Source organism: Streptomyces sp. HUAS MG56 (assembly GCF_058673395.1).
Map to the genome: position 1 here is coordinate 3943801 of NZ_CM178722.1, position 24620 is coordinate 3968420.

The following is a 24620-nucleotide window of genomic DNA, read 5'->3' on the forward strand; positions in this document are numbered from 1 at the left end:
GCCCCCGCCCCCCACGGAGAAGAAGAGCCCATGCCCCTGTGGCCCGTCTACACCGGTACGAACGAGCCGCACGACGGCATCACGAAGCTGCCCCCGCCGCCGCCCTGGCGGGCCTTCGACGGCCGGCCGGTGCTCGACGCCCCGGACACGGCCGCCGACGCCTCGGCCGTCTCCCCGGACCGCATGCACCGCGCCGAGACCTACCAGGCCACGGAGCAGACGGTCCAGTTGGTCAACGCGGCCCTGTACCTGCGCCGTCCGCTGCTGGTCACCGGCCCGCCGGGCACCGGCAAGTCCTCGCTCGTGTACGCAGTCGCCCGCGAGCTGCGGCTCGGCCCGGTGCTGCGCTGGAACATCACGAGCCGCAGCACGCTGCACGACGGCCTCTACCAGTACGACCCGCTCTCCCGGCTGTACGCGGCCCGGCAGGCGGCCGCCCGGCCGGACGAGGCGGACCGGGCGCACCGGGCGGCAGGCCCGGCCGACGGCACGGACGGCACGGACGACGGGTCGGGCATCGAGCACCATCTGCGCCTCGGCCCGCTGGGCACCGCCCTGCTGCCGTACGCCCGCCCCCGCGCCCTGCTCATCGACGAGATCGACAAGAGCGACCTCGACCTGCCCAACGACCTGCTGAACGTGCTGGAGGAGGGCCAGTACGAGATCCCCGAGCTGGTGCGCGCCGCCCGGCTCGCCCCGGGCGGCACCGCCGAGGTGATGGCCGACGGCACCGACGAGCGGGTCCCGGTGGCGCGCGGCCGGGTCCGCTGCCGGGCGTTCCCCTTCGTCGTCCTCACCAGCAACGGCGAGCGCGAGTTCCCGCCCGCCTTCCTGCGCCGCTGTGTCACGCTGCATCTGCGGCAGCCGGACGACCGGCACCTCGCCGAGATCGTCCGGGCCCACCTGGGCGAGCCCGACGCGTACGCGCAGGGCCTGATCGACCGCTTCCTGTCCCGGGCGTGCGCCGGCGACCTGGCCACCGACCAGCTGCTCAACGCGATCTACCTGGCCCGCTCCGCCGACCTGGACGCCGGGTCGCTGGAGCAGCTGGCCGAACAGCTGATGCCGTACCTCGGGCAGAGCGCGCGGCCCGATGTCTTCTGAGCACCCCGGCTCCCCGGATCCCCTGGCCCGCCTCGCCGACGTCCTCGCCGGGACGGCCCACGGGGTCCGTCCGACGGCGCTCGAACTGGCCGAACTGCTGTGGCTGGCCCGGCACATGCGGCCCGACGCCCCCGCGACCGACCGCGAGCCCGGCCCCGCCACCGCCACCGAACCCGAATCCGAATCCGAGGTCACCGGCCGCGAAGCCGCCCCGCCCGCGCCCCCGGAGCGGCAGGCACCGCCCCCGGCCCGACCCGCGGCCCAGCCGCCGCCCGCCCGCGTCCCCCTGCACCTGCCCTCCCCGCACGCCGCCACGGCGGCGGACCGGCGGCACACCACGCTCCTGGCCCCGGCACCCCCGATGCTGCGCCACCCGCTCGCGCTGCAACGCGCGCTGCGCCCGCTGGGCCGCCGCGTCGACGCGCCCGTGGGCCACGAGCTGGCGGAGCGGGCGACCGCCGACCGCATCGCCCGACTGGGCGCCGACCCCGAGTGGTGGCTGCCGGTGCTGCGCCCCGCGCGGGAGCGCTGGCTGCGGCTGAACCTGGTGTACGACGCCGGTCCCACCATGCCGGTCTGGCGCCCCCTGATCCACGAACTGCACACGGTCCTCGCCCAGTCGGGCCTCTTCCGCACGGTCGCCCTGTACCGCGCCGCCGCCGACGGCACCGTACGCGGCTCAGGCCCGCACGCCCCCGCCGACGGCCGCAGCGTCACCCTCCTGATCAGCGACTGCATGGGCCCGCAGTGGCGGGAGGGGCCCGCCGGCACCCTCTGGTACGCCACGCTGCACCGGTGGGCGCGCCGGACGCCCCTGGCCGTCGTACAGCCGCTCCCGGAACACCTGTGGCGGGACACGGCCCTGCCCACCACGCCCGGCCGTCTGTCGGCCCCGTACCCGGCGGCACCCACGGCGACGCTGACGTTCACCTCGTACGAGCGGCCGGAGTCCGCCGGGGCCGAGGGGTTCGAGGGGTCCGCCGGGACCGACCGGGCCGTGCCGCTGCCCGTGCTGGAGCCGGAGCCGCGGTGGCTGGGGCACTGGGCGGGGCTGCTCACGGCGCCGGGCGGGGTGGAATTCCCCGCCGCGGTCGCGGAGTTGGGCCGTCCGCTGGCGGCGGACGCCGAGGAGCGGACCGACGTCGGCCTGCTGTCCGCCGAGGAGCTGGTCCTGCGGTTTCGCGCGACGGCCTCCCCCGAGGCGTTCCGGCTGGCCGGCCATCTCGCGGTGGGGCGCCCCGATCTGCCGGTCATGCGGCTGGTGCAGGCCGCCGTCGAACCGGATCCGCGGCCCCGGCACCTGGCGGAGGTCGTCCTCAGCGGCATGCTCACCACGGTGCCGGGCGGCGCGCCCGGCAGCTACGCCTTCCGGGAGGGGGTGCGCGAGCTGCTCCTGCTCGGCCTGCCGCGCACCGCCCGCAAGCAGACCGTCGAACTCCTCGGTCGGATCGGCGAGTTCATCGACCGCCGGGCGGGCCGGGCACCGGGCGAGTTCCCGGCGTCGGTCCCGTCCGCGCGCGGGGCGGGGACGGCCGTGGAGGGGGATCCGTTCGCCACGGTCAGCGAGGACAGCGTGCGACGGCTCGGCACGGACCGCGCCGCGCGGGGTGTCCCGGCCGAAGCCGAACCCCCGCTCCCCGCCGACGCCGCATCCCCCGTCCCCACCGAGGCCGGACCGGCTGTCCCCGCCGAGGCCGGACCCGGCGTCGACCGCCCCGGGATCCTCTTCGTCGCCGACGCCCTCGCCGGCCGCCCCGAAGCGCGCATCACCCTCGAAGCCACGGTGCACGACATCCTCGCGCGCGGCTCGCTCACCCCGCGCCAGTACGAGGTGCGGGTCCGCCCGGACGGCTACCTCGTGCGCGTCGAGCCCGGTGCCTTCCTCCTGCCCGTCCTGGTCGCCGTGCTGCGTGAACTGCCGCACGCCCAGCGGCGGCTGACGGATCCGCCCCGCCTGTGGGTGACGTTCGGCGAGCCGCCCGTCCGGCCGCCGGAGGTGCCCGCGTACGCCATGGTCGTCGTACCTCCCGCGCTGTACGACGACTTCACCGGCAGCTCCGCCGCCCGCGGCACCCTGCGTTTCCTGCCGCTCTACGCCGACGACGCCCCGGACGCCTCCTCGGTCGCCTGGTACTGCGCCCTCGGACCGTCGAGCGGGCCGCCCGCGTCCGACGAACGCGACCTCGTGCAGGGCCCCTTCATCACCCGTGACCTGCGCGAGCTGGGCATTCCCGCCCCCGGCCGCACGGCGATCGTCCACACCCGGTCCGACGGCCCGCTCCGGGTGCTCGACCCGATCGAGCCGCGCGGCACGCGTCCACCGCGTCCGCAGACGTACTACTCGGTCGACCTCACCCCGCACCATGCGCGGGACACCATGTCCCTGCCCAGCTCCGGCAAGGGCACCTTCACCGCCACGGTGGAGCTGTCCTGGCGCGTCGACGATCCGGTCGCCTTCGTCCGCGGCGAGACCCTGCGCGTCCGCCGGCCGCTGCTGGACCATCTGCGCGGCGCGGCGGCGCGCATCACCGGGCGGCATCCACTGCGTCGTGCGAACGCGGCCCAGCGGGAGGTGAACGCCCAGGTGGGCGGCTGGCCGGTGGCGGGGCTGGCGGTGTCGTACACCGTGCGCCTGGTCCCGGAGGGCGCACCCGCGCCGGTGGCGGAACCGTCGGTTCCGGCGCGGGGCCGGCTGGCGGCCCTCCTCGCCCGCGCCGAGAACGTGCTGATCGGCTTCGACGGCCCCCTCGCCCGGCTGTTCTCCGCGCGGACGGCACGTGAGGCCGTGCTCGACCTGCTGTCCGTGGTGGCCGAGCACCGTGACCCGCGGGACGCACTGGCGGGCCGGGCGCCGGCCGCCGCGGGCGAGACCGGCCGGGAGGCGTTCGTGCATCCGCTGGATCTGCTGCGTGCCTTCGCCCACGACCGGCTCGGCCCCGAGCTGCGGGCGCGCCTCGACGCCCTCGAACTGCGGGCCGTTCCCGACGCGCCCGCGACTCACCGGTCCCGCGCGCTCGTCCGCGCCCTGCACGGGTCCGGACGCCGGGTCAGCGTGGTGACGGACGTGGGCACGCAGGCCGTCCACCGCTGTCTGACGCCCGCCCGCCTGCCCCTCGCGGGCGTCCACGGCCGCCGCGACGACCTCGGCCTGCTGATGCCCGACCCCGACTGCCTGCTGCGCGCCCTGAGCGCCCCCGGCGCGTCGGCCCGTACCGGCGTCCTGATCGGCTCGTCGGTCGCCGAACTCACCGCCGCCCAGCAGCTCGGCCTCCCCTTCGTCGGGTACGCCCCCACCGCCACCGGGCGGCGGCACCTGCGCGAGGGAGGCAGCGAGATCACCCTCTCGTCCCTGGAACCCCTGCTGGAGGCCGCCCGCGCCCTGTGATCCGGCCGCCACCCCGGATTTCCGGCAGACACGCCGGAGCGGCCGGGAAATACCCCCGTTCAGCGGCACCCCGCCCGGCCGCCCCCAGCAGGCGCCCGCTCCCGCCCCCGCGCAGGATGCAGTGTGTGAGGCCCGCCATCCGGCCGGGCGCACCAACGCCCGCGCACCGGGAGGATCGTCGTGACCGTCAGTCTGGAGCAGTTGCGCCGCTGCCACTTCGCCGTCGACCTGGGCGCCGCCCGCACCCGGATCTATGTGAAGGGGGCCGGTCTCGTCGTGGACCAGCCCTCCGCCGCCGCCGTGAACACCCGCACCGGCGCGCTCATAGCCGTCGGGGAGTTCGCGGAGCAGATGACGGGACGGACGCCGGACTACATCCGGGTCGTCCGGCCGATCGCCGGGGGCACGGTGGTGGACATCGACATGGCCCAGCGCATGCTGCGCCAGCTCCTCGGCGACAAGACGCGCCGCGCCCTGCGCCGTAACCTGCGGCTGCGCGCGGCGGCCTGCACCCCGCACGACGCGGATCCGCTGGCCCAGCGGGCGACCACCGAGACGCTGGTCGGGCTGGGCGCGCGCAAGGTCGAGCTGGTGGACACGCTCATCGCCGCCGCCATCGGCTGCGGGCTGCCCGTCGAGCGCCCCGAGGCCACCATGATCATGGTGTGCGGGGCGGCGGCCACCCAGGTGGCCGTCCTCTCGCTCGGCTCCATCGTGACCGCCGAGCGGGTCCCGGTGGGCGGCGAGGCGGTGGACCACGCGATCGTGCAACACCTGCGGCACGAACACGAGCTGATACTTCCCAGCCAGTCGGTACGTCCACTGCAACTGGCCCTGTCCGGCAACGGGTTGACCGCGCAGGGCCCCGCACAGACCGAGATCCACGGGCGGGACGTGGCCACCGGGCTGGCCCGCAGCGTCCGGGTCGACACCGCCGCCGTACGGGACGCGATCCAGACCCCGCTCACCGGTGTCCTGGACGGCATCGGCAAGGTGCTGCGCGCCTGCCCGCCCGACCTGGTGGCCGACCTCGCCGACCGCGGGATCATGATGGTCGGCGGCTCGGCGCTGCTGCCGGGCTTCGACGAGATGCTGCGCGAGGCCACCGGGATGCCGGTGCACATCGCCGAACGGCCCGACATCTGCGCGGCCCAGGGGCTCGGCGAGATGCTGGAGGGCCGGATCGAGCCGCTGGTCCTGAACCCACTGGCCGCCTGAGCCACGAGGCCCGCGGCCCGGTGGACCACCTCATTCCGGACCGGACCGCCGACCGCCGCCGACCGCCGTGCACCGCACCATGACGACAGCCACCGGTCACCGGTCACGGGTCCCGGCCAGCAGCAGCACCGCGAGCACCCCCACCCCCGCCAGCAGGTACCCGGCCCCGGTGAGGCCGCCCAGCGTGCCCAGCACCGCGACGCCCAGGGCGGATCCGGCCTGCCGGATGCCGTTCAGCGCGCCCTGGCTCGTCGCCGCGTACTCCGCCGGCGCCGCGACGGCCACCGCGGCGGCGGCACCCGGGATGGACAGCGTGCCGGCCGCGGCGAGCGCCAGCTCGGCGGCGACGATCAGCGCCAGCGGCGGATGGTGACCGGCGGCGCATGCCAGCAGCGCGCCGGCGACGGCCGTGGCGGACATGCCGGTCAGCAGCACGGGACGGGGGCCGTAGCGGGCCACGAGCCGCCCGGTGAAGAACGGCATCACGCACACCGGGAACGCCATGGGCAGCGCGGCCAGTCCGGCCCGCAGCGGGGTCAGGTCGTAGGTGCGCTGGAGCCACACCGCGAGCAGGTACATGCCGCCGAAGTAGGCGAAGCAGGACACCGCAGCGGCGACCATCGCGGCCCGCACCCGCGGCAGCGCGAGCAGCGCGGGCGGCAGCACCGGGGCGGCGGCCCGGCGCTCCACGACGGCGAGGGCGCCGAAGCAGGCGAGCGCGGCGGCGAGCGGCAGCAGGGCGCGCGGCGCGCCCCAGCCCTCGATCCCGGCCTCGACCAGCCCGAAGGTGAGCAGCCCGAGCCCGGCGGTGGACAGCAGCAGACCCGGCCGGTCCAGGGCGCGGGCGGCCCCGACCGGCGGCGCGGGCAGCCGGCGGGCGAGGAGCAGCGCGGCGAGGGCGAGGGGCGGGTTGACGAGGAACACCAGCCGCCAGCCGCCGAGTTCGACCAGGCCGCCGCCGAGCACGGGGCCGGCCGCGGCGCCGAGTCCGCTGAGCGCGGCCCAGGCGCCGATGGCGCGGGTACGGCGGCCGGGGTCGGGATACAGGTGGATGAGCAGCGCGAGGGAGGCGGGCACCAGCCCGGCCCCCGCGGCGCCGAGCAGCGCGCGCCCGGCGATCAGGCCGGCCGCCCCGGGGGCGAGCGCGCACGCCACGGACAGCGCGGCGAACAGCCCGAGGGCCGCGGCGTAGACCCGCCGGGCGCCCCAGCGGTCGGCGAAGACCCCGCCGGCCAGCAGCAGCCCGGCGAAGACGACGGTGTAGGCGTCCACGGTCCACGGCAGTGCGGCGGCGCCCGGCCGCAGCGAGGCCTGGATGTCGGGTACGGCGACGTTGAGGATCGAGGTGTCCAGCAGGACGAGCAGGTTCCCGGTGGCGATCCCGGCGAAGGCGAGCCGGGCGGCGCGGCGGGGAGCATGGCCGGCCGGGCCGGAAGGAGCGGCCGGGCCGGAAGAGGTGGCTGGTCCGGACACGGGTTCGGCTGTGGTCATGGGGGCAGCGTGTCGCCGGGCGGACCGATCCCGTGACACCGCAAGTCCGATGGCCCCATCGGAGAGTCCGATGGCAACACCCTGGGGCGCGGGGCCGTGTGCGCCCCACGGCTACCCTTCCCCCGTGGACTCCCGCTACCTCCGCGCCTTCGTCGCCGTCGTCGAGCACGGCGGCATCTCCGCCGCCGCCCAGGCCCTGGGCTACGCCCAGTCGAGCGTGAGCGCCCAACTCAAGCGACTGGAAGCCGACTTGGGCGTGAGCGTACTGGTACGGGCGGGCACAGGGGCGGTGCTCACCGAGGCGGGCGGCCGGCTGCTGCCGTACGCGCGCGAGGCGCTGGAGCTGGAGGAGCGGATGCGCCGGGCGGCCCGCGGCGACCGGCCCCGGCTCAGGATCGGCACACAGGAGTCGCTGGCCCACGCGTGGCTGCCCGAGGTGCTGGCCGCGCTGGAGTACGGCGCGGGCGGCCCGGCCGCCGGTCCGGACGCCGGCGCGGACGTCGCCCTGACCGTGGCGTCCCGCGGCGCGCTGGAACGGGCCTTCGGGGCGGGCGAGTTGGACCTCGTCTTCCAGTACGACAACGGCATCCGCTCGGTCCGCCCGCACACGGTCGTGGGGCACGACCGCACGTTCCTGGTGGCGGCGCCGGGTCATCCGCTGGCCCGGCAGGAGACGGTGACGCCGGAGCAGCTGCTGCCCCACGAGTTCCTGGTGGCCGAACCCGGCTGCACCTCGGAGATGCTGGTGGACCGCTTCGGCGCCGACCTGCTGGCGGGCGCTCAGCAGACCCTGCTCCAGGGCTCGATCGCGGCTCTGCTGCGCCTTCTCGGCCATGGGCACGGCATCACCCTGCTGCCCGAGCTGACGGTCGCCCGGGAGCTGCGGGAGGGCGAACTGGTCGCGCTGCCGCTGACCGAGCCGCTGCGGCCGGTCAGCATCATCGCCCAGTGGCATCCTCGGCTGGGCGCGGCCGAGCGCACCGTGCACACCCTGCTCGACCTCGCCCGCCGCGCGGACCCCCTGCCCGAGGTGACCCGGATCGGCCCGCGCGTCCTGAGCGGACGCCGGCGCCCGGGTGTCAGTACGGCAGGATCCGCCCGGACGGGGTCCTGCGGTCGATCTCCTGCTCGCGGCGCGGGGCGGCAGGACGCCGGCTGACACGTACCCGGATACGACCGTCCATGACGCCTCCTCGGTCCGTACGACTCGGCAGTGGATGCCGGTAGGAGGTGCGTGCCCATGACACCGTCGCTTCAAGCCTGAACCGGCCAACTCGTCGCCCGGCCGGGAGCGCCGCTCCAGTCCTTCCCGACCGGTGTTCGAGCGGAGCGGGCAGGGCGGGCAGCGGGGCGGCCGGTCCGCTACCGCCTCAGGTACCGGCCGAGGACCGGGTCGAGCCGGGCCAGCCACTCGCCGAGCCGCGCCGATCTGCGGGCGTTCAGCTCGCAGTCGTACACGCCACCGTCCCACAGCCGTACGGCCACGGTGAGATGGTGGCCGCGCCAGGTGCGCCAGGCACCCGCGATCTCCGCCCAGGCGAAGTCCGCTGCCGCGCCCCCGACTTCGAGGACGATCCCGGTGGCGTTCACCACGACGCGGGAGTCCCCGTCGGTCAGCTCGGCCACCGGCGCGGCGTACGCGACCGGCGGCCCGAACCCGTAGGCGACCTGCGGCGGGGCCGCGGCGGTCACGGCAGGAGGGGTGGGGGCCACGGCGGGCAGGGCGGGGTACGGCGCCGGGTAGGGCGGCGCCGCCGGGGGCGGGGTGAGCCGCGGGGGTGTGGCGGGCGCCGGGGGCGCGAGGGGCGGCGGGCCGTACGCGGGGGTGTACGCCGGTGCCGGTGTCCCGTCCGTCAGCCGGTCCAGCAGTTCGGTGGGGGTCGGGCGGTCCCCGGGGTCCTTCGCCAGGCAGCCCGCCACCAAGCCGGCGAGTCCGGCGGGTACGGCGGCCAGGTCCGGCGGCTCGTGGACGGAGCGGTACATCAGCCCCATCGGCGTGCCCTCGCCCCAGGCGCTGCCGCCCGCCGCGGCGACCAGGACGGCGCCCAGCGCGAACACGTCGGCCGCGCCGGTCACATCGTGGCCCAGGGCCTGTTCGGGGGCGAGGAAACCGGGGGTGCCGAAGGCGGTGCCGGTGGCGGTGAGGCGGGTGGACTCGACGGCGCGGGCGATGCCGAAGTCGAGGACGCGCGGGCCGTCGACGGCCATGACGATGTTGCCGGGCTTGAGGTCGCGGTGGACCAGACCGCAGGAGTGGATGGACTCCAGCGCCTCGGCGAGCGCGGCGGCCAGGGCCCGCAGCCGGGGCTCGTCCAGCGCGCCCTCGGCCGCGAGTTGGGCCGCGAGGGTCGGTCCGGGGATGTAGGCCGTGGCCAGCCACAGCGGGTCGCCGTCGACGTCCGCGTCCACGACCGGCGCCGTGTGGAATCCGCCCACCGCGCGAGCCGCCTCGACCTCGCTGCGGAACCGCTCGCGGAAGACTGCGTCGGCCGCCAGCTCGGCCTTGGCGACCTTCACCGCGACGGCCCGCCCGCCGCGCGTCCGGGCGAGATACACGGTGCCCATGCCGCCCTCGCCGAGCCGGCGTTCGACGCGGTACCCCCCTATACGTTCCATGCGCACAGTATGGCCGTGGGGCACTGCCGGCTCCGCGTGCCCCCGGCGCCGCCATTGACAACCCGAATCCGCGAAGGTTGTCATGAACACATGCTGCGATGCGCGAACACCACGGGTGCCACCCCCACGGCACGAAGTGGCCGACTGCCGTGCGCATGCGGCCACTGACCGGACGCCACGAGCTTCTCGCCACCGCCCGGGCCGAGTTGACGGCCCGTCCCGGAGTGCTCTTCCACGGTCCCGCCGGAATCGGCAAGACCACGCTCGTGGCCGCCCTCATGAACTCCCTGGCCGTGCAGGCCCCGGCGGCCGGCACGGTGCTGCACTGCGCGCCCGCCCGGGAGGACGCCCCGCTGCCGTTCGCCGGACTCGTCGACCTGTTCGCACGGGTGCCGGACAGCCGCCTGGACGCCCTGCCGCCCGAGCCGCGTGCGGCCCTGCGGGCAGCTCTGCTGCGCGGCCGGGAACCGGCCGGCGACCAGGGGCGGCTCGCGGTGCGCGTCGCCGTCCTGGAGGTGCTGCGCGCCCTGGCCGCCGCCGGTCCCGTGCTGCTGGTCGTCGACGGCCTCCAGTGGCTGGACCCGCTCAGCGCCGAGGTGCTCGCCTTCGCCGTGCGCCGTGCGGGCGACCTCGGCCTGCGGATGGTGGCCGCGGAACGGGTCGCGGAGGGCGAGCAGCCCGAACGGCCGCACTGCTGCCCGCCGGGCACCGCCGAACTCGCCGTACCACCGCTGACGGACGGCGAGACGGACCGCCTCCTGCGCGCCGCCCTCGGCACCGGCCTGCCTCCGGCGCTGCTGCGGGTGGTCCGGGACACCGCCGCCGGAAATCCCTCGTACGCCCTGGAGTTGGGGCGGGCCGCCCTGCACGACGGGGCGTCCGCCGGCTCCGCCGGGACACTGCCCGTACCCCGGCGGCTGCGCGCCCTGGTGCTGGACCAGGCGCGCACCCTGCCCGAGGCGGTGCGGCACGCCCTCCTCGTCGCGAGCGCCGCCGCGGCCCCCAGCCTCACCGTGCTGCGGGCCGCCGGGTTCCCCGACCCGGCCGCGGACCTCGCGGCGGCCGAACAGCTCGGTGTCGCGGCGGCCGGCGCCGACGGCACCGTACGTTTCCGCCATCCGCTGATCCGCGCCGCCCTCTACGCCGACGCCCCGGAGTACCGCCGCCGGCAGGCGCACGCCCTGCTGGCCCGTGCGGTCACCGAGCCCCTGGAACAGGCCCGGCACCTCGCGCACGCCCGCCCGTACGAGGACGAGGCCGTCGCTCGGACCCTGTTGGCCGCGGCCGCGCAGGCACGCCGCCGCGGCGCGCCCGACGCCGCCTGCGAACTGGCCGGGCTCGCCGCCCGCCGCACCCCCGCCGACCGGCCCGCCGACCGCGCCGACCGACTGCTGACCGCGGCCGAGTACGCGTGCGACGCCGGGGACACGGCGGCCGCGGGGCAGTCGGCCAGGGCCGTCCTCGCCGAGTCGGGCTCCGCCCGCCGGCGGGTGCGGGCCCGGCTGATCCTGCTGCGGGGCGCCGGGCAGGCGCTCGACGGCACCCGCGACCTGATCGAGGACGGCCTGCGGGACGCCGCCGGCGACCCGCGGGCCGAGGCGTGGCTGCACCACTGGGCGGCCGTACGCGGCCTGCTGTGCGGGGAGTTGGCCGAGGCGGCCCGGCACGCGCGGCGGGCCGCCGGGCTGGCGGACCGGGCCGGGGACACGGAGACCCGGATCGGGGCGCTCGCCACGCTCGCCCGGGTGCGGTCCCTGGCCGGGGAGGCGGGCGCCGCCGACGCCGCGCTCCAGGAGGCGCTCACCCTGGTCGGCACCGCCGACGGCGGCCCGGAGCGCCGGCGGCTGATCCGGATGCGGGCGATCCTCGCCCTGGACTCCGACCAGGTGGCCGAGGCCCGGGAGGGGGTCTCCGGACTCCTCACGGTCGTCGACGAGTCCGCCGGGGCGGAGGAGGTGCTGGCGACCCTGGTGGCGCTGGCCCGTATCCAGGTGCGCGCCGGGGAGTGCCGGGAGGCGCTGCGCACCGCCGACCGCTGCGCGCGCGCCGTGGCCGAGGCGGGCGTCCCGGTGGCCCCGGCGCTGTACGCGGCGGCCCTCGCGGCGAGCGCGGGCGGCACCGCCGAGGAGGCCCGGCACCTCGCCGAGCAGGCGGTCCGCGCCTCGGAGGCCGACGGCGACCGGCTGTTCCTGCTGCGCGCGCTGGCGGTGCTCGGGCAGGCGGAGCTGCTCGGCGGCAGCCCGCGCGGGGCGGCGGCCGCGGTCGAGGCGCTGCAACAGGTCAGGCGGCTCGGCGAGTCGATGTGCGCCGCGGACCCGCCGTTGCTGCACTGGTACGGCGATCTGGCCGAGGCGCTGGTCGTCCTGGGGGAGACGGAGGCGGCCGGGACGGTGCTCGGCGAGGCTCGCGCGCGGGTGCCCGGCGACGCGCCCGGCAGCGTACTGGCGGCGCTGGAGCGGGCCGAGGGGCTGCGGGAGGCGGGCCTCGGCCGGGCGCGGGAGGGGGCGCTGCGGCTGCGCACGGCCGTGGACCGGCTGCGCCGGCTGGACCTGCCCGTGGACATGGTGCGCACGCTGATCGCGCTCGGCGCGGTCGAGCGCCGCGCGCGCCGCCGGAACGCGGCGCGCCTGGCGCTCGGCGAGGCGCTGCGGATCGCGACGCGGATCGGCGCCGCCCCGCTGGCGGCACGGGCCGGGGACGAGCTGGCGCGCCTGGAGGCCGCGGACCGCGGCGGCGAGGCGGGGCCGGGCGGGCCCGAACTCACGCCCACGGAGGCCCGGATCGCCGAACTGGTCGGCAACGGCGCCACCAACCGGGAGGTGGCGGCGGAGCTGTTCATCAGCGTCAAGACGGTGGAGGGGGCCCTGTCGCGGGTCTACCGCAAGTTCGGGGTCCGCTCGCGCACCGCGCTCGCCCATGCGATGGCGGTCGCGGTCATCGCCTCCGGCGCGTCCGTCGATCCGGGCGACGACGGCGGGCCGGGGCACATGGTGACGGTGAGTCAGCCCGTTCGTGCGCGCGCCTCCCGGGTGCTCGCCACCCGCCGTTCACACGACATCGACAGTTAACACATCAAGCAAGGGTTCCCCCGCTTATGGGGGTGGGGCCCGTGTTCCTACGGTGAAGCCGTTCCGCTTCCGGGACAACACCCCCACTCTCCGGAGGACCTCAGTGAAGTCACGCCTGAAACTGCTCGGCCTGGTCGCCGCGCCGGCCCTGCTCGCCGCGGCCGTCCCCGCGGCCTACGCCGCCGGCACCGCGCAGCCCCACGCGGCGCGGGCCGCCGTCACCGGAGACGTCCTCAAGGGCCTCGACCGGCACGCGACCCGGACCGGCGACGTGGCGGCGGGAAAGCGGATATCGGTGGCCATCAGCCTGACCCCCAGAGGCGGCAAGGCCCTCGACACCTTCGTCGCCCGGGTCAGCGACCCCCACTCCGCCTCGTACGGCCACTATCTGACGAAGGGTCAGTTTGCGGCCCGCTTCGGCCGGACCGACGCCGAGGTGGAACAGCTCAGGCACTACCTGCGGTCGCAGGGGGTCACCGTCGGCACGGTCCATTCGGGCAACCTGCTGGTCGACGCGAGCGGCACCGCCGCCCAGTTGGAGAAGGCCTTCGGCACCAAGCTGTCGACCTGGAAGGACGCCACGTCCGGCCGCTCGTTCTACGCCAACGACACCGCGCCGACGCTGCCGTCCTCGATCGCCTCGATCGTCAGCGACGTGGCCGGCCTCAACAACCGCCTCCAGCTGCACCGTCAGGCGCCCTCCACCGTGCGGCCGCACAACGGCCCGGCCGGCGGCTACACCCCGGCCCAGCTCAAGGGCGGCTACAACGTCTCCGGCACGTACACCGGCAGCGGGCAGAAGATCGCGCTGCTGGAGTTCGACGGCTTCCAGCAGTCCAACATCACCGCCTACGACAACAACTACGGCCTGGGTTCGCCGGCCCCGACCGTGCAGAAGGTGGACGGCGGCTCCGGCGCGCTCGGTGACGGGCAGGTCGAGGTCGAGCTGGACATCGAGGTCCTGCACGCCATCGCCCCCAAGGCGAACGTCACCGTCTTCGAGGGCCCCAACTCCGACGCCGGCGAGGTCGACACCTACCAGGCCATCGTCGACAGCGGCATCCCGACCACCTCGATCAGCTGGGGCGCCGCCGAGAGCGCCCGCACCACCTCCGGCATCAACGCGGTGGACGCCGTCTTCAAGGCGGGCGCCGCCCAGGGCCTCGGCTTCTACGCGGCCTCCGGCGACAGCGGCTCCGACGACGCGGGCGACGGCGGCACCTCCGTCGACTACCCGGCCAGCGACCCGTACGTCACCGGTGTCGGCGGCACCAAGCTGACCGTCACCTCGTCCAACGCCTTCAGCAAGGAGGTGGCCTGGTCCGGCGGCGGTGGCGGCAAGTCCTCCGTCTTCAAGATCCCGAGCTGGCAGACGGCCGTCCAGAAGAGCGCCGGCGGCGGCTACCGCCAGGTGCCGGACGTCTCGGCCCACGCCAACCCCAGCCCCGGCGTCTCGATCTACTCACAGGGCTCCTGGTCCTCGGTGGGCGGCACCAGCGCCGCCGCGCCGGAGTGGGCGGCGTTCGCGGCCCTCTACAACCAGCGGGCCGCGGCGGCCGGCAAGGCCAACCTCGGCTTCGCCGACCCGGCGCTGTACTCGGCGAGCGGCACCGGCTTCCACGACATCACCAGCGGCAGCAACGGCGCCTACTCCGCGGCCACCGGCTGGGACTTCACCACCGGCTGGGGCTCATACAACGCCGCCACGCTGGCGAGCAAGCTGCTCGGCTGACGCCGTCGGCCGACCCTCATGAACGAGACGCGGACCGGGAGCACTCCCGGTCCGCGTTGCTGTTCACCTGACGTCACCACAGGCCACATCGTTTCTGCACCGGTGACGCACGGTGGGGCGGGTGGGACTCGAACCCACGGCCGACGGATTATGAGTCCGCTGCTCTAACCGGCTGAGCTACCGCCCCATAGCGGCGTGTCGCGTACACGTGTGCGCGCCGTCTGCCGCAGCATAGCCGCTCATACGATCTCCTGCTTCGGATGGTCGGCTTCTGCGCTGCTCATGACCCTGAGGACACCGGCGCGGCCGCGCCGGTTCCCGCGGGCATGAAGCGGGCATGAAAAAGGACCCCGGAGGGGTCCTCGATCAGTGCGCTCCCCCGACTGGACTCGAACCAGTAACCTGCCGGTTAACAGCCGGCTGCTCTGCCAATTGAGCTACGGAGGACCGAAGCTCCCCCGACTGGACTCGAACCAGTAACCTGCCGGTTAACAGCCGGCTGCTCTGCCAATTGAGCTACGGAGGATCGCCTCGATTGCTTCGAACGCACCTACCTGGGTATTCGCCAGGGGGCGGGCGCTCGCTGCGACACATACATTAGCGCAAGCAGGGGGGTGCTCCGCCAATCGGATCCCCCACGGCACCGCAGACCCAGGCAAGGGAAGGGTGGCAGCCATGCGCTACCGGCTCACGTTCGTCGCGGGACTGGCCGTCGGTTACGTACTCGGCACGAGGGCCGGACGCGAGCGCTACGAGCAGCTGAAGAAGTACGCGCGCCGGATCGCGCAGAACCCCGCTGTCCGGAACACCGCCGAGACGGCCGCCCAGCAGGGCCGCCAGTACGCGGGCAAGGCCTTCCACACGGTCAGCGGCAGGGTCGGCGACCGGGTCCCCGAGACCGTGGCCCAGCGGGTCCGGAACCTGCGCGAGCGCAACCTCAACGGCACCCCCGAGGACGACTGGGGCACGAGCAACACCTAGCCCTTCCACCCCTTTGGCCGCCCCTGGCCCAAGCATCCTCAGGAATGCTGCAAAATTCGATGCATGGGGATAGTCGCCGGCTTGGACAGCTCGCCAGATTTCACGCGCATCGTCGTCTGCGACGCGGACAGCGGCGCCGTACTGCGGCAGGGCTACGCCCCGCACCCGGTGGAGGGCCGCCCCAGCGACATCGACCCCCAGGCCTGGCTGCTCTCGCTCGGCGAGGCCGCCGGCGGCGGTCTGCTGGAGGGCGTGCAGGCCATCGGGGTCTCGGCCCAGCAGAACGCCCTCGTCCCGCTGGACGCCCAGGGCAGCACGGTGCGCCCGGCGCTGGTCGGCGGCGACAAGCGGGCGCAGGTCGCGGGGGCCGATCTGCTCGACGCGCTCGGCGGGCGCGAGGCGTGGGCGCAGGCCGTGGGGAGCGTGCCGCAGGCCGCGGCGCCGGTCACCAAGCTGCGCTGGCTCGCGAAGAACGAGCCCGAGAACGCCCGCCGCACGGCCGTGCTGCTCCAGGCGCACGACTGGCTGGTGTGGCAGTTGCTCGGCCGCCCCGTGCGCCGGACGACCGACCGCGGCGGCGCCTCCTCGACCGGGTACTGGTCGGCCGCCACCGGCGGCTACCGGCCCGATCTGGTCGAGCTGGCGCTCGGGCACCAGGCGATGCTCCCGGAGGTGATCGGCCCGTCCGAGGCGGCCGGTACGACCCCGGAGGGGCTGCTGATCTCGGCCGGGACCGGGGAGACCATGGCCGCCGCGTTCGGGCTCGGGATCGGGCTGGGGGACGCGGTGGTGAGCCTCGGGGCGTCCGGGTCGGTCATGGCCGTCCACCCGGAGGCGCTCGCCGACCAGTCCGGGATGATCACCTCCCTGGCCGACGCCACCGGCATGCACCTGCCGGTCGTCACCACCCTGAACGCCGTACGGACCCTGCGCGGCGCCGCCGAACTGCTCGGCGCGGCCGACCTGGAGGCCCTGTCCGATCTGGCGATGAAGTCGACGCCGGGGGCGCACGGGCTGGTGCTGCTGCCCTATCTGGAGGGTGAGCGGACGCCGAACCTGCCGCACACCGCCGGGACGCTCGCGGGGCTGCGGCGGGAGTCGATGAAGCCGGAGCACCTGGCGCGGGCCGCGTTCGAGGGCATGCTGTGCGGGCTCGGTGACGCGCTGGACGTGCTGCGCGGGCGGGGCGTGGACGTGCGGCGGATCTTCCTGCTGGGCCAGGCGGCCGAGCTGCCCGCCGTGCAGGCCTCGGCGCCCTCGCTGTTCGGCGCGCAGGTCGTCGTGCCGCAGCCGGCGGACTACGCGGCGATCGGCGCGGCGCGGCAGGCCGCCTGGGCGCTCGGCGTGTCGCAGGGCACACTCGATCCGCGCACCCCGCCGGCCTGGCAGGGCGCGGCGGCCCAGGTGCTGGAGCCGGGCGACGAGCTGGCGGTGGGTCAGGCGGTGCGGCAGCAGTTCACGGCCGTGCGGGAGCAGACCCACCCGGGGGCGTTTCACTCGTAAGTGTCGTACGAGCTTCCGCGCGCGTGGCCGTTCGCGCTACTCCGCCGGTTAATCACTTGAGGTAACGCGGGTGGAGTGTCGGACGATAGGGGCCAAGGGCAACCGAACCGCCCCTTCGCCGACCCCGAGAGACGCAGCGTGCTCATACGACTCCTGCGGGCCTATCTCAGGCCCTACAAAAAACCCATCGCCCTGCTGGTGCTGCTCCAGTTCCTCCAGACCTGCGCCACCCTCTACCTGCCCACTCTCAACGCGCACATCATCGACAACGGTGTCGTGAAGGGTGACACGGGTTACATCCTGTCCTTCGGCGCCCTGATGATCGGCATCTCGCTGGCCCAGGTGGTGTGCAACATCGGCGCCGTCTACTTCGGTGCGCGGACCGCCTCCGCGCTCGGCCGGGACGTGCGCGGTGCCGTCTTCGACCGGGTGCAGTCGTTCTCCTCGCGTGAGGTGGGTCACTTCGGCGCCCCCTCCCTCATCACCCGTACGACGAACGACGTACAGCAGGTCCAGATGCTGGCCCTGATGACGTTCACGCTGATGGTGTCGGCGCCCATCATGTGCGTCGGCGGCATCGTGATGGCCCTCGGACTCGACGTTCCGCTGTCCGGGGTGCTGGTGGCCGTGGTCCCGGTGCTCGCGATCTGCGTCACGTTGATCGTGCGCCGGCTGCGGCCGCTGTTCCGGTCGATGCAGGAGCGCCTCGACACGGTGAACCGGGTGCTGCGCGAGCAGATCACCGGCAACCGGGTGATCCGCGCCTTCGTGCGGGACGGTTACGAGCAGGAGCGGTTCGGGAGGGCGAACGGCGACCTCACCGAGATGCAGCTGGCCACCGGCCGGATGCTCGCGCTGATGTTCCCCATCGTCATGACCGTGGTGAACGTGTCGTCGATCGCGGTCGTGTGGTTCGGCGCACACCGCATCGACAGCGGCGGGATGCGGATCGGCGACCTGACCGCGTTCCTCGCCTATCTGATGCAGATCGTGATGTCCGTGATGATGGCCACCTTCATGTTCATGATGGTGCCGCGCGCGGAGGTCTGCGCCGAACGCATCCAGGACGTCCTCGGGACCGACTCCAGCGTGGTGCCGCCCACGGCGCCCGTCACCGAGCTGCGCGCGCACGGCCATCTGGAGATCCGCGCGGCCGGCTTCCGCTATCCGGGGGCCGAGGAGCCGGTGCTGAAGGGCGTCGACCTGGTCGCCCGGCCGGGTGAGACGACCGCCGTGATCGGCTCCACCGGCAGCGGCAAGTCCACGCTGCTCGGGCTGGTCCCGCGGCTGTTCGACGCGACCGAGGGCGAGGTCCTGGTCAACGGCGTGGACGTGCAGCGGGTCGACCCGCAGCTGCTGGCGAGGACGGTCGGCCTGGTCCCGCAGAAGCCGTACCTGTTCGCGGGCACGGTCGCGACCAACCTGCGCTACGGCAATCCCGACGCCACCGACGAGGAGCTGTGGCAGGCGCTGACGGTGGCGCAGGCCAAGGACTTCGTCAGCAAGCTGGAGGGCGGGCTCGACGCGCCCATCGCGCAGGGCGGCACGAACGTGTCGGGCGGCCAGCGCCAGCGCCTCGCCATCGCCCGCACCCTCGTCCAGCGCCCGGAGATCTACCTCTTCGACGACTCCTTCTCCGCGCTCGACTACGCCACCGACGCGGCGCTGCGCGCGGCGCTCGGCCGGGAGACCGCCGAGGCCACCGTCGTCATCGTCGCCCAGCGCGTGGCGACCATCCGGGACGCCGACCGCATCATCGTGCTGGACGAGGGCCGGGTCGTCGGCGCCGGCCGGCACCAGGAGCTGATGGCGGACAACGAGACCTACCGGGAGATCGTGCTCTCCCAGCTGACGGAAGCGGAGGCTGCCTGATGGCCGGGCCCATGCGCATGATGGCCGGGCGCGGTCCCGACCAGCGTTCCATGGACTTCAAGGGGTCGAGCAAACGGCTTCTCGCCCAGTTCAGACCCGAACGGGCCACGATCGGCCTCCTGCTGCTGTGCACGGTCGTCAGCGTGGCCCTGAGCGTGATCGGCCCGAAGATCCTCGGCCGGGCCACCGACCTGGTCTTCTCCGGCATCATCGGCCGGCAGATGCCCGCCGGTGTCACCAAGCAGCAGGTCCTCGACCAGATGCGGGCCCACGGCCAGGGCGCGGTGGCGGACATGCTGGGGAGCACCGCGTTCACCCCAGGCAAGGGCATCGACTTCGGGGCCGTCGGCGACGTCCTGCTGCTCGCGCTCGGCACGTTCATGGCCTCCGGCCTGCTGATGGCGGTCGCGACCCGGCTGGTCAACCGGACCGTGAACCTCACCATGCTCCGGCTGCGCGAGCAGGTGCAGACGAAGCTGTCCCGGCTGCCGCTGTCGTACTTCGACAAGCGCCAGCGCGGTGAGGTGCTCTCGCGTGCGACCAACGACATCGACAACATCGGCCAGACGCTCCAGCAGTCGATGGGCCAGCTGATCAACTCCCTGCTCACCATCGTCGGCGTGCTGGTGATGATGTTCTGGGTCTCCTGGATCCTGGCGCTGGTCGCCCTCGTCACGGTGCCGCTGTCGGCCCTGGTGGCGACCCGGGTCGGCAAGCGGTCCCAGCCGCACTTCGTGCAGCAGTGGCGCACGACGGGCAAACTGAACGCCCACATCGAGGAGATGTACACCGGGCACACCCTGGTGAAGGTGTTCGGCCGGCAGGAGCAGTCGGCGGGGCAGTTCGCCGAGCAGAACCAGGCGCTGTACGAGGCCGGGTTCAAGGCGCAGTTCAACAGCGGTGTGATGCAGCCGCTGATGATGTTCGTGTCGAACCTGAACTACGTGCTGGTCGCGGTGGTCGGCGGGCTGCGGGTCGCCTCCGGCTCGCTCTCCATCGGTGACGTCCAGGCCTTCATCCAGTACTCGCGGCAGTTCTCGATGCCGCTGACGCAGGTCGCCTCGATGGCGAACCTGGTGCAGTCCGGCGTCGCCTCGGCCGAGCGGGTCTTCGAACTCCTCGACGCCGAGGAGCAGGAGGCCGACCCGGTACCGGGCGAGCGGCCCGAGGAACTGCGCGGACGGGTCCGCCTGGAGCACGTGTCCTTCCGGTACGCCCCGGAGAAGCCGCTGATCGAGGACCTCTCGCTCACGGTGGAGCCCGGTCACACGGTCGCGATCGTCGGCCCGACCGGCGCGGGCAAGACCACGCTGGTCAACCTCCTGATGCGGTTCTACGACGTCTCGGGCGGCCGGATCACCCTGGACGGCGTCGACGTCCGGCGGATGACCCGCGACGAACTGCGGTCCGGGATCGGCATGGTGCTCCAGGACACCTGGCTGTTCGGCGGCACGATCGCGGAGAACATCGCGTACGGCGCCACGCGCGAGGTCACGCGCGGAGAGATCGAGGAGGCGGCCCGCGCGGCCCACGCCGACCGGTTCATCCGCACCCTGCCCGAGGGCTACGACACGGTGATCGACGACGAGGGCACGGGGGTCAGCGCGGGTGAGAAGCAGCTCATCACCATCGCGCGGGCGTTCCTGTCCGACCCGGTGATCCTGGTCCTGGACGAGGCGACGAGTTCCGTGGACACCCGAACGGAGGTCCTGATCCAGAAGGCCATGGCCAAACTGGCGCACGGCCGCACGTCGTTCGTGATCGCCCACCGGCTCTCCACGATCCGCGACGCCGACACCATCCTCGTGATGGAGAACGGCTCGATCGTGGAACAGGGCGCGCACGCCGAGCTGTTGACGGCCGACGGGGCGTACGCGCGGCTGTACAAGGCGCAGTTCGCGCAGGCGGTGGCCGAGGTGGACTGACGGCGCGGAGGGGCCGCCCGTCCCGGGCGGCCCCCCGTTTCAGTCCAGATAGCCCCGCAGCTGGTCCGCGAACGCGTGATCCCGGAGCTTGTTGAGGGTCTTGGACTCGATCTGCCGTATCCGCTCCCGCGTGACGCCGAAGATGCGGCCTATCTCCTCCAGCGTGCGGGGCCGGCCGTCGGCGAGGCCGTAGCGGAGCTGGACGACCTTGCGCTCCCGCTCCCCCAGCGTGGACAGGACCGCCTCCAGGTGCTCCCGCAGCAGCAGGAACGCGGCCGATTCGACCGGGCTCGCGGCGTCGCCGTCCTCGATGAGGTCGCCGAGGGCCACGTCCTCCTCCTCGCCGACCGGGGCGTGCAGGGAGACCGGCTCCTGGGCGAGCCGCAGCACCTCGCTGACCCGCTCGGGCGGCAGGTCGAGGTGGGCGGCGACCTCGTCGGGCGTCGGCTCGTACCCCCGCTCCTGGAGCATCCGGCGCTGCACGCGCACGACCCGGTTGATCAGCTCGACCACGTGCACCGGGACGCGGATGGTGCGGGCCTGGTCGGCCAGCGCCCGGGACATGGCCTGACGGATCCACCAGGTGGCGTACGTCGAGAACTTGTAGCCGCGCGCGTAGTCGAACTTCTCCACCGCGCGGATCAGCCCGAGGTTGCCCTCCTGGACGAGGTCGAGCATGGTCAGCCCGCGCCCGACGTACCGCTTGGCGACCGACACGACGAGCCGCAGGTTGGCCTCGATGAGCCGCCGCTTGGCCATCCGTCCCATGACGACGAGCCGGTCCAGGTCGAGCGCCAGCCCGGTGTCCAGGTCCGGGGTGCTGCCCAGCTTCTCCTCGGCGAACAGTCCGGCCTCGACGCGGCGGGCGAGTTCGACCTCCTCGGCGGCGGTGAGCAGCGGGATGCGCCCGATCTCGCGCAGGTACTGGCGGAACAGATCGGCGGAGGGGCCACCGGAGTCGGCCCGTGCGGCGACCGGTGCGACGGCGGGTTCGTCGGGTTCCTCGGACTCTTGGGGCTCTTGGGGCTCGTCCGTGAGCGCGTCCGCCGGCGGTTCGGCCGGCTCGGCGGGCGTGCCCTGCGGGTGCCGGTCGCCGCGGCTCTGCGGGGGCACGGCCCCGAGGACGTCCGGCTCCGCGTCCGGCTCGTCCGCGGTGGCGGTGGTGGCGCGGGTGGTGCGGGTGGCGCTGTCGGTCTGGGTGAGGGTCTGGGTCTGCACGGGGGGCGACCTCCAGGATGATCGCTGCCGGCCGAGTGCGGCAGCGGTACTTCGGGAGCGGAGAGTCGACGGCCTGCGCTCCGAGGACTCGGGCACCGCCCCCAGTGTGGAGTACGACACATCCCCGCCACGAGGGGCGTGCGGTGACTTTTTGCGTTCGCCTCGTGACCGGGTGGTTACTCAGCTCGTTGGACTATCCGAATGGCATATGCGGCCAGGAGTGGGCCGCACCGGCATGAGGCAGGATGGAAGGCATGAGCGAGATGGACGAGCTGCGGCGGCGCGTGGAGGCGCTGGAGGCGCTGGTGGACGAGGCCATGGCGGAGCGCACGACGACTCACAATCTCGCCGTGGGGGCGGACCGTGACGTAGCGGCACTCCAGGTGCAGCGGCGTGCGGACATGCAGGTGATCAGGGCTCTGCGGGACACCCAGCTCGAACACGGCAAGACGCTGGCGGAGCACGGCAAGTTGCTCGGCGCCCTGGTGTCCGGCCAGGTGGCGATGATGGAACAGATCGGAACGCTCACCACGCAAGTCGGCGCGATCACCGACCACCTCGGCATCGCACCGCCCGGGCAGCCGCAGGAAGAGGGCTAGCCCCCCTTTACAGCGCCTCCGCGCCCCGGGTCTTCAGGGACTGGTCGTACTGCTGCAGGACCCACAACTCGTTGTGCACGGAGGCCAGTTGGGCCGGGTCACCGCCGGCTTCCAGGCGGCGGGCGGTGATCTGGAGTTCCTGGACGCGGCGCTCCACGGCGCGGCGGCGGACGGTCACGAGCTGTTCGCCCGCGTAGTTCTCGTCGACCGTGCGGCGCATGATCGCCTCCACGGCCAGCTCCGTGACCATGGCCCGGACCGTGTCGTCGGGGGCCGCCTCGCGGACCCGGACCAGGTACTCCTGGCTGTCCTGCATGCCGGACTCGGCGCCGCCCGCGTCCAGGATCGCCTGGCGGACGGCGGTGTAGGGGGCGGCGGTGAACTCGTCCACGCCGTACGCGTCGAAGGCCGGGGAGACCAGCTCCGGGCGCTGGAGGGCGAGTTTGAGCAGCTCGCGTTCGGTGGCGTAGATCGGGTTGCGGAGCTGGAGAGCGGGGCCCGCCGTGACGGGGCGGGCGGCCGCCTCGTACGACCGCGGGCCCGCCGGGGCCGGGCCCTGGCCGCCGCGCTCGCGCGCCCAGCGGGCCAGCTGGGCCACGCGCTTGACCACGAACTGGGTGTCGAGGATGCCGAGCATGCCGGCCAGCTGGACGGCGACCTCGTGCTGGGCGCCGCTGTTCTTGATCCGGGCGACGATGGGGGCCGCCTCGTCCAGGGCGCCGGCGCGGCCCGCCGGGGTGTCCAGGTCGTAGCGGTTCACGATCTGGCGCAGCGCGAACTCGAAGAGCGGGGTGCGCGGTTCGGCCAGGTCGGCCACCGCCTCGTCGCCCTTCGCGAGGCGCAGCTCGCAGGGGTCCATGCCGTCCGGCGCGATCGCGATGTACGTCTCGGCGGCGAACTTCTGGTCGTCCTCGAAGGCGCGCAGTGCGGCCTTCTGGCCGGCCGCGTCGCCGTCGAAGGTGAAGATCACCCGGGCCGAGCCGTTGTCCAGCAGCAGCCGGCGCAGGATCTTGATGTGCTCGCCGCCGAAGGCCGTGCCGCAGGTGGCGATCGCGGTCGTCACTCCGGCGAGGTGGCAGGCCATGACGTCGGTGTAGCCCTCGACGACGACGGCCCGGCTGGCCTTGGCGATGTGCTGCTTGGCCAGGTCGACGCCGTAGAGGACCTGGGACTTCTTGTAGATCGCCGTCTCGGGGGTGTTGAGGTACTTGGGGCCGTTGTCCGCCTCGTACAGCTTGCGGGCGCCGAAGCCGACGACCTCGCCGCCGATGTCCCGGATGGGCCACATCAGGCGGCCGCGGAAGCGGTCGATGGGACCGCGGCGGCCCTCCTGCGCCAGCCCGGACAGGACCAGCTCCTTGTCCGTGAAGCCCTTGCCGCGCAGATAGCGGGTGAGGTGGTCCCAGCCCTGGGGGCTGTAGCCGACGCCGAAGTGGACGGCGGCGGCCTGGTCGAAGCCGCGCTCGGCGAGGAAGAGCCGGCCGGTCTCGGCCTCGGGGCTGGTGGCCAGCTGCTCGGCGTACCACTGCGCGGCGACCTTGTGCGCCTCGACCAGGCGGATCCGCTCGCCGCGCTGGTGGGCCGGGTTGTACCCGCCCTCCTCGTAGCGCAGCGTGATGCCCGCCTGGGCGGCGAGACGCTCCACCGCCTCCGAGAAGGAGAGGTGGTCCACCTTCATCACGAAGGTGATCGTGTCGCCGCCCTCCTGGCAGCCGAAGCAGTGGAAGAGTCCCTTGCTCGGACTGACCTGGAAGGACGGTGACTTCTCGTCGTGGAACGGGCACAGGCCCTTGAGATTGCCGCCGCCCGCGCTGCGCAACTGGAGGTACTCGGAGACCACGGCGTCGATCGGGACCGCGTCCCGTACCGCCTTCACGTCCTCGTCGTTGATCCGTCCTGCCACGAGGT

The 24620-nt window shown here is 74.1% G+C and carries 15 protein-coding genes and 3 tRNA genes; 11 read left to right on the forward strand and 7 right to left on the reverse strand.

What is annotated here, in order from left to right; genetic code table 11:
- Positions 1-30: 30 nt before the first annotated feature.
- The 3 genes from AC4OXY_RS18745 to AC4OXY_RS18755 all read left to right on the forward strand — a co-directional run bounded on the left by AC4OXY_RS18745 (position 31) and on the right by AC4OXY_RS18755 (position 5707).
- Complete coding sequence (locus tag AC4OXY_RS18745) at positions 31-1104, forward strand: AAA family ATPase (protein WP_491994247.1); 1074 nt, start codon at positions 31-33, stop codon at positions 1102-1104.
- On the forward strand, positions 1094-4489 hold the full coding sequence (locus tag AC4OXY_RS18750) for an SAV_2336 N-terminal domain-related protein (protein ID WP_491994248.1): 3396 nt from the start codon (positions 1094-1096) through the stop codon (positions 4487-4489). Before AC4OXY_RS18745 ends, AC4OXY_RS18750 begins: the two co-directional genes overlap by 11 nt.
- A 180-nt stretch (positions 4490-4669) precedes the next feature.
- On the forward strand, positions 4670-5707 hold the full coding sequence (locus tag AC4OXY_RS18755; protein WP_356031373.1) for a rod shape-determining protein: 1038 nt from the start codon (positions 4670-4672) through the stop codon (positions 5705-5707).
- Positions 5708-5803: 96 nt separating this feature from the next.
- Here AC4OXY_RS18755 and AC4OXY_RS18760 read toward each other — a convergent pair whose 3' ends face one another.
- A complete protein-coding gene (locus AC4OXY_RS18760) occupies positions 5804-7198 on the reverse strand; it encodes an MFS transporter (RefSeq protein ID WP_491994249.1) in 1395 nt (464 codons plus the stop codon).
- Positions 7199-7322: 124 nt separating this feature from the next.
- Here AC4OXY_RS18760 and AC4OXY_RS18765 point away from each other — a divergent pair, with 124 nt between their 5' ends.
- Positions 7323-8357, forward strand: coding sequence for a LysR family transcriptional regulator (locus AC4OXY_RS18765; protein ID WP_491994250.1), 1035 nt, complete (start codon positions 7323-7325; stop codon positions 8355-8357).
- A 203-nt stretch (positions 8358-8560) separates the two neighbouring features.
- On the opposite strand, the gene AC4OXY_RS18770 is transcribed toward AC4OXY_RS18765, so the two are convergent.
- Positions 8561-9814, reverse strand: a complete 1254-nt coding sequence (locus AC4OXY_RS18770; RefSeq protein ID WP_362821533.1) for a serine/threonine-protein kinase — start codon at positions 9812-9814, stop codon at positions 8561-8563.
- A 155-nt stretch (positions 9815-9969) separates the two neighbouring features.
- On the opposite strand from AC4OXY_RS18770, the gene AC4OXY_RS18775 reads away from it, so the two are divergent.
- Positions 9970-12882 carry a helix-turn-helix transcriptional regulator gene (locus tag AC4OXY_RS18775; RefSeq protein WP_491994251.1) on the forward strand — a complete coding sequence of 971 codons (2913 nt, stop codon included), beginning with the start codon at positions 9970-9972 and terminating at the stop codon, positions 12880-12882.
- 103 nt (positions 12883-12985) lie between these two features.
- Entirely contained in the window at positions 12986-14614 is a 1629-nt protein-coding gene (locus tag AC4OXY_RS18780) for a S53 family peptidase (protein ID WP_491994252.1), read from the forward strand.
- A gap of 113 nt (positions 14615-14727) precedes the next feature.
- On the opposite strand, the gene AC4OXY_RS18785 is transcribed toward AC4OXY_RS18780, so the two are convergent.
- The 3 genes from AC4OXY_RS18785 to AC4OXY_RS18795 form a co-directional block, all read right to left on the reverse strand.
- Positions 14728-14801: transfer RNA gene (locus tag AC4OXY_RS18785), tRNA-Ile, on the reverse strand.
- A 187-nt stretch (positions 14802-14988) separates the two neighbouring features.
- Positions 14989-15061, reverse strand: a tRNA-Asn gene (locus AC4OXY_RS18790).
- 6 nt (positions 15062-15067) lie between these two features.
- Positions 15068-15140: transfer RNA gene (locus AC4OXY_RS18795), tRNA-Asn, on the reverse strand.
- Positions 15141-15289: 149 nt separating this feature from the next.
- Here AC4OXY_RS18795 and AC4OXY_RS18800 point away from each other — a divergent pair.
- The 4 genes from AC4OXY_RS18800 to AC4OXY_RS18815 all read left to right on the forward strand — a co-directional run bounded on the left by AC4OXY_RS18800 (position 15290) and on the right by AC4OXY_RS18815 (position 20895).
- Complete coding sequence (locus AC4OXY_RS18800; RefSeq protein WP_356031388.1) at positions 15290-15595, forward strand: YtxH domain-containing protein; 306 nt, start codon at positions 15290-15292, stop codon at positions 15593-15595.
- Between the two features lie 63 nt (positions 15596-15658).
- Positions 15659-17098 (forward strand): FGGY family carbohydrate kinase, encoded by a 1440-nt coding sequence (locus AC4OXY_RS18805; RefSeq protein ID WP_491994253.1) that lies wholly within the window; start codon positions 15659-15661, stop codon positions 17096-17098.
- Positions 17099-17236: 138 nt separating this feature from the next.
- Positions 17237-18970, forward strand: a complete 1734-nt coding sequence (locus AC4OXY_RS18810) for an ABC transporter ATP-binding protein (RefSeq protein WP_491994254.1) — start codon at positions 17237-17239, stop codon at positions 18968-18970.
- A complete protein-coding gene (locus AC4OXY_RS18815) occupies positions 18970-20895 on the forward strand; it encodes an ABC transporter ATP-binding protein (RefSeq protein WP_491994255.1) in 1926 nt (641 codons plus the stop codon). The genes AC4OXY_RS18810 and AC4OXY_RS18815 overlap by 1 nt, the downstream gene beginning before the upstream one ends.
- A 39-nt stretch (positions 20896-20934) precedes the next feature.
- On the opposite strand, the gene AC4OXY_RS18820 is transcribed toward AC4OXY_RS18815, so the two are convergent.
- Positions 20935-22113, reverse strand: a complete 1179-nt coding sequence (locus AC4OXY_RS18820; protein WP_376285284.1) for an RNA polymerase sigma factor — start codon at positions 22111-22113, stop codon at positions 20935-20937.
- 254 nt (positions 22114-22367) lie between these two features.
- On the opposite strand from AC4OXY_RS18820, the gene AC4OXY_RS18825 reads away from it, so the two are divergent.
- On the forward strand, positions 22368-22712 hold the full coding sequence (locus AC4OXY_RS18825) for a hypothetical protein (protein WP_376285287.1): 345 nt from the start codon (positions 22368-22370) through the stop codon (positions 22710-22712).
- 7 nt (positions 22713-22719) lie between these two features.
- On the opposite strand, the gene dnaG is transcribed toward AC4OXY_RS18825, so the two are convergent.
- A complete protein-coding gene (gene dnaG / locus AC4OXY_RS18830; RefSeq protein ID WP_356031400.1) occupies positions 22720-24615 on the reverse strand; it encodes a DNA primase in 1896 nt (631 codons plus the stop codon).
- Positions 24616-24620 lie beyond the last annotated feature (5 nt).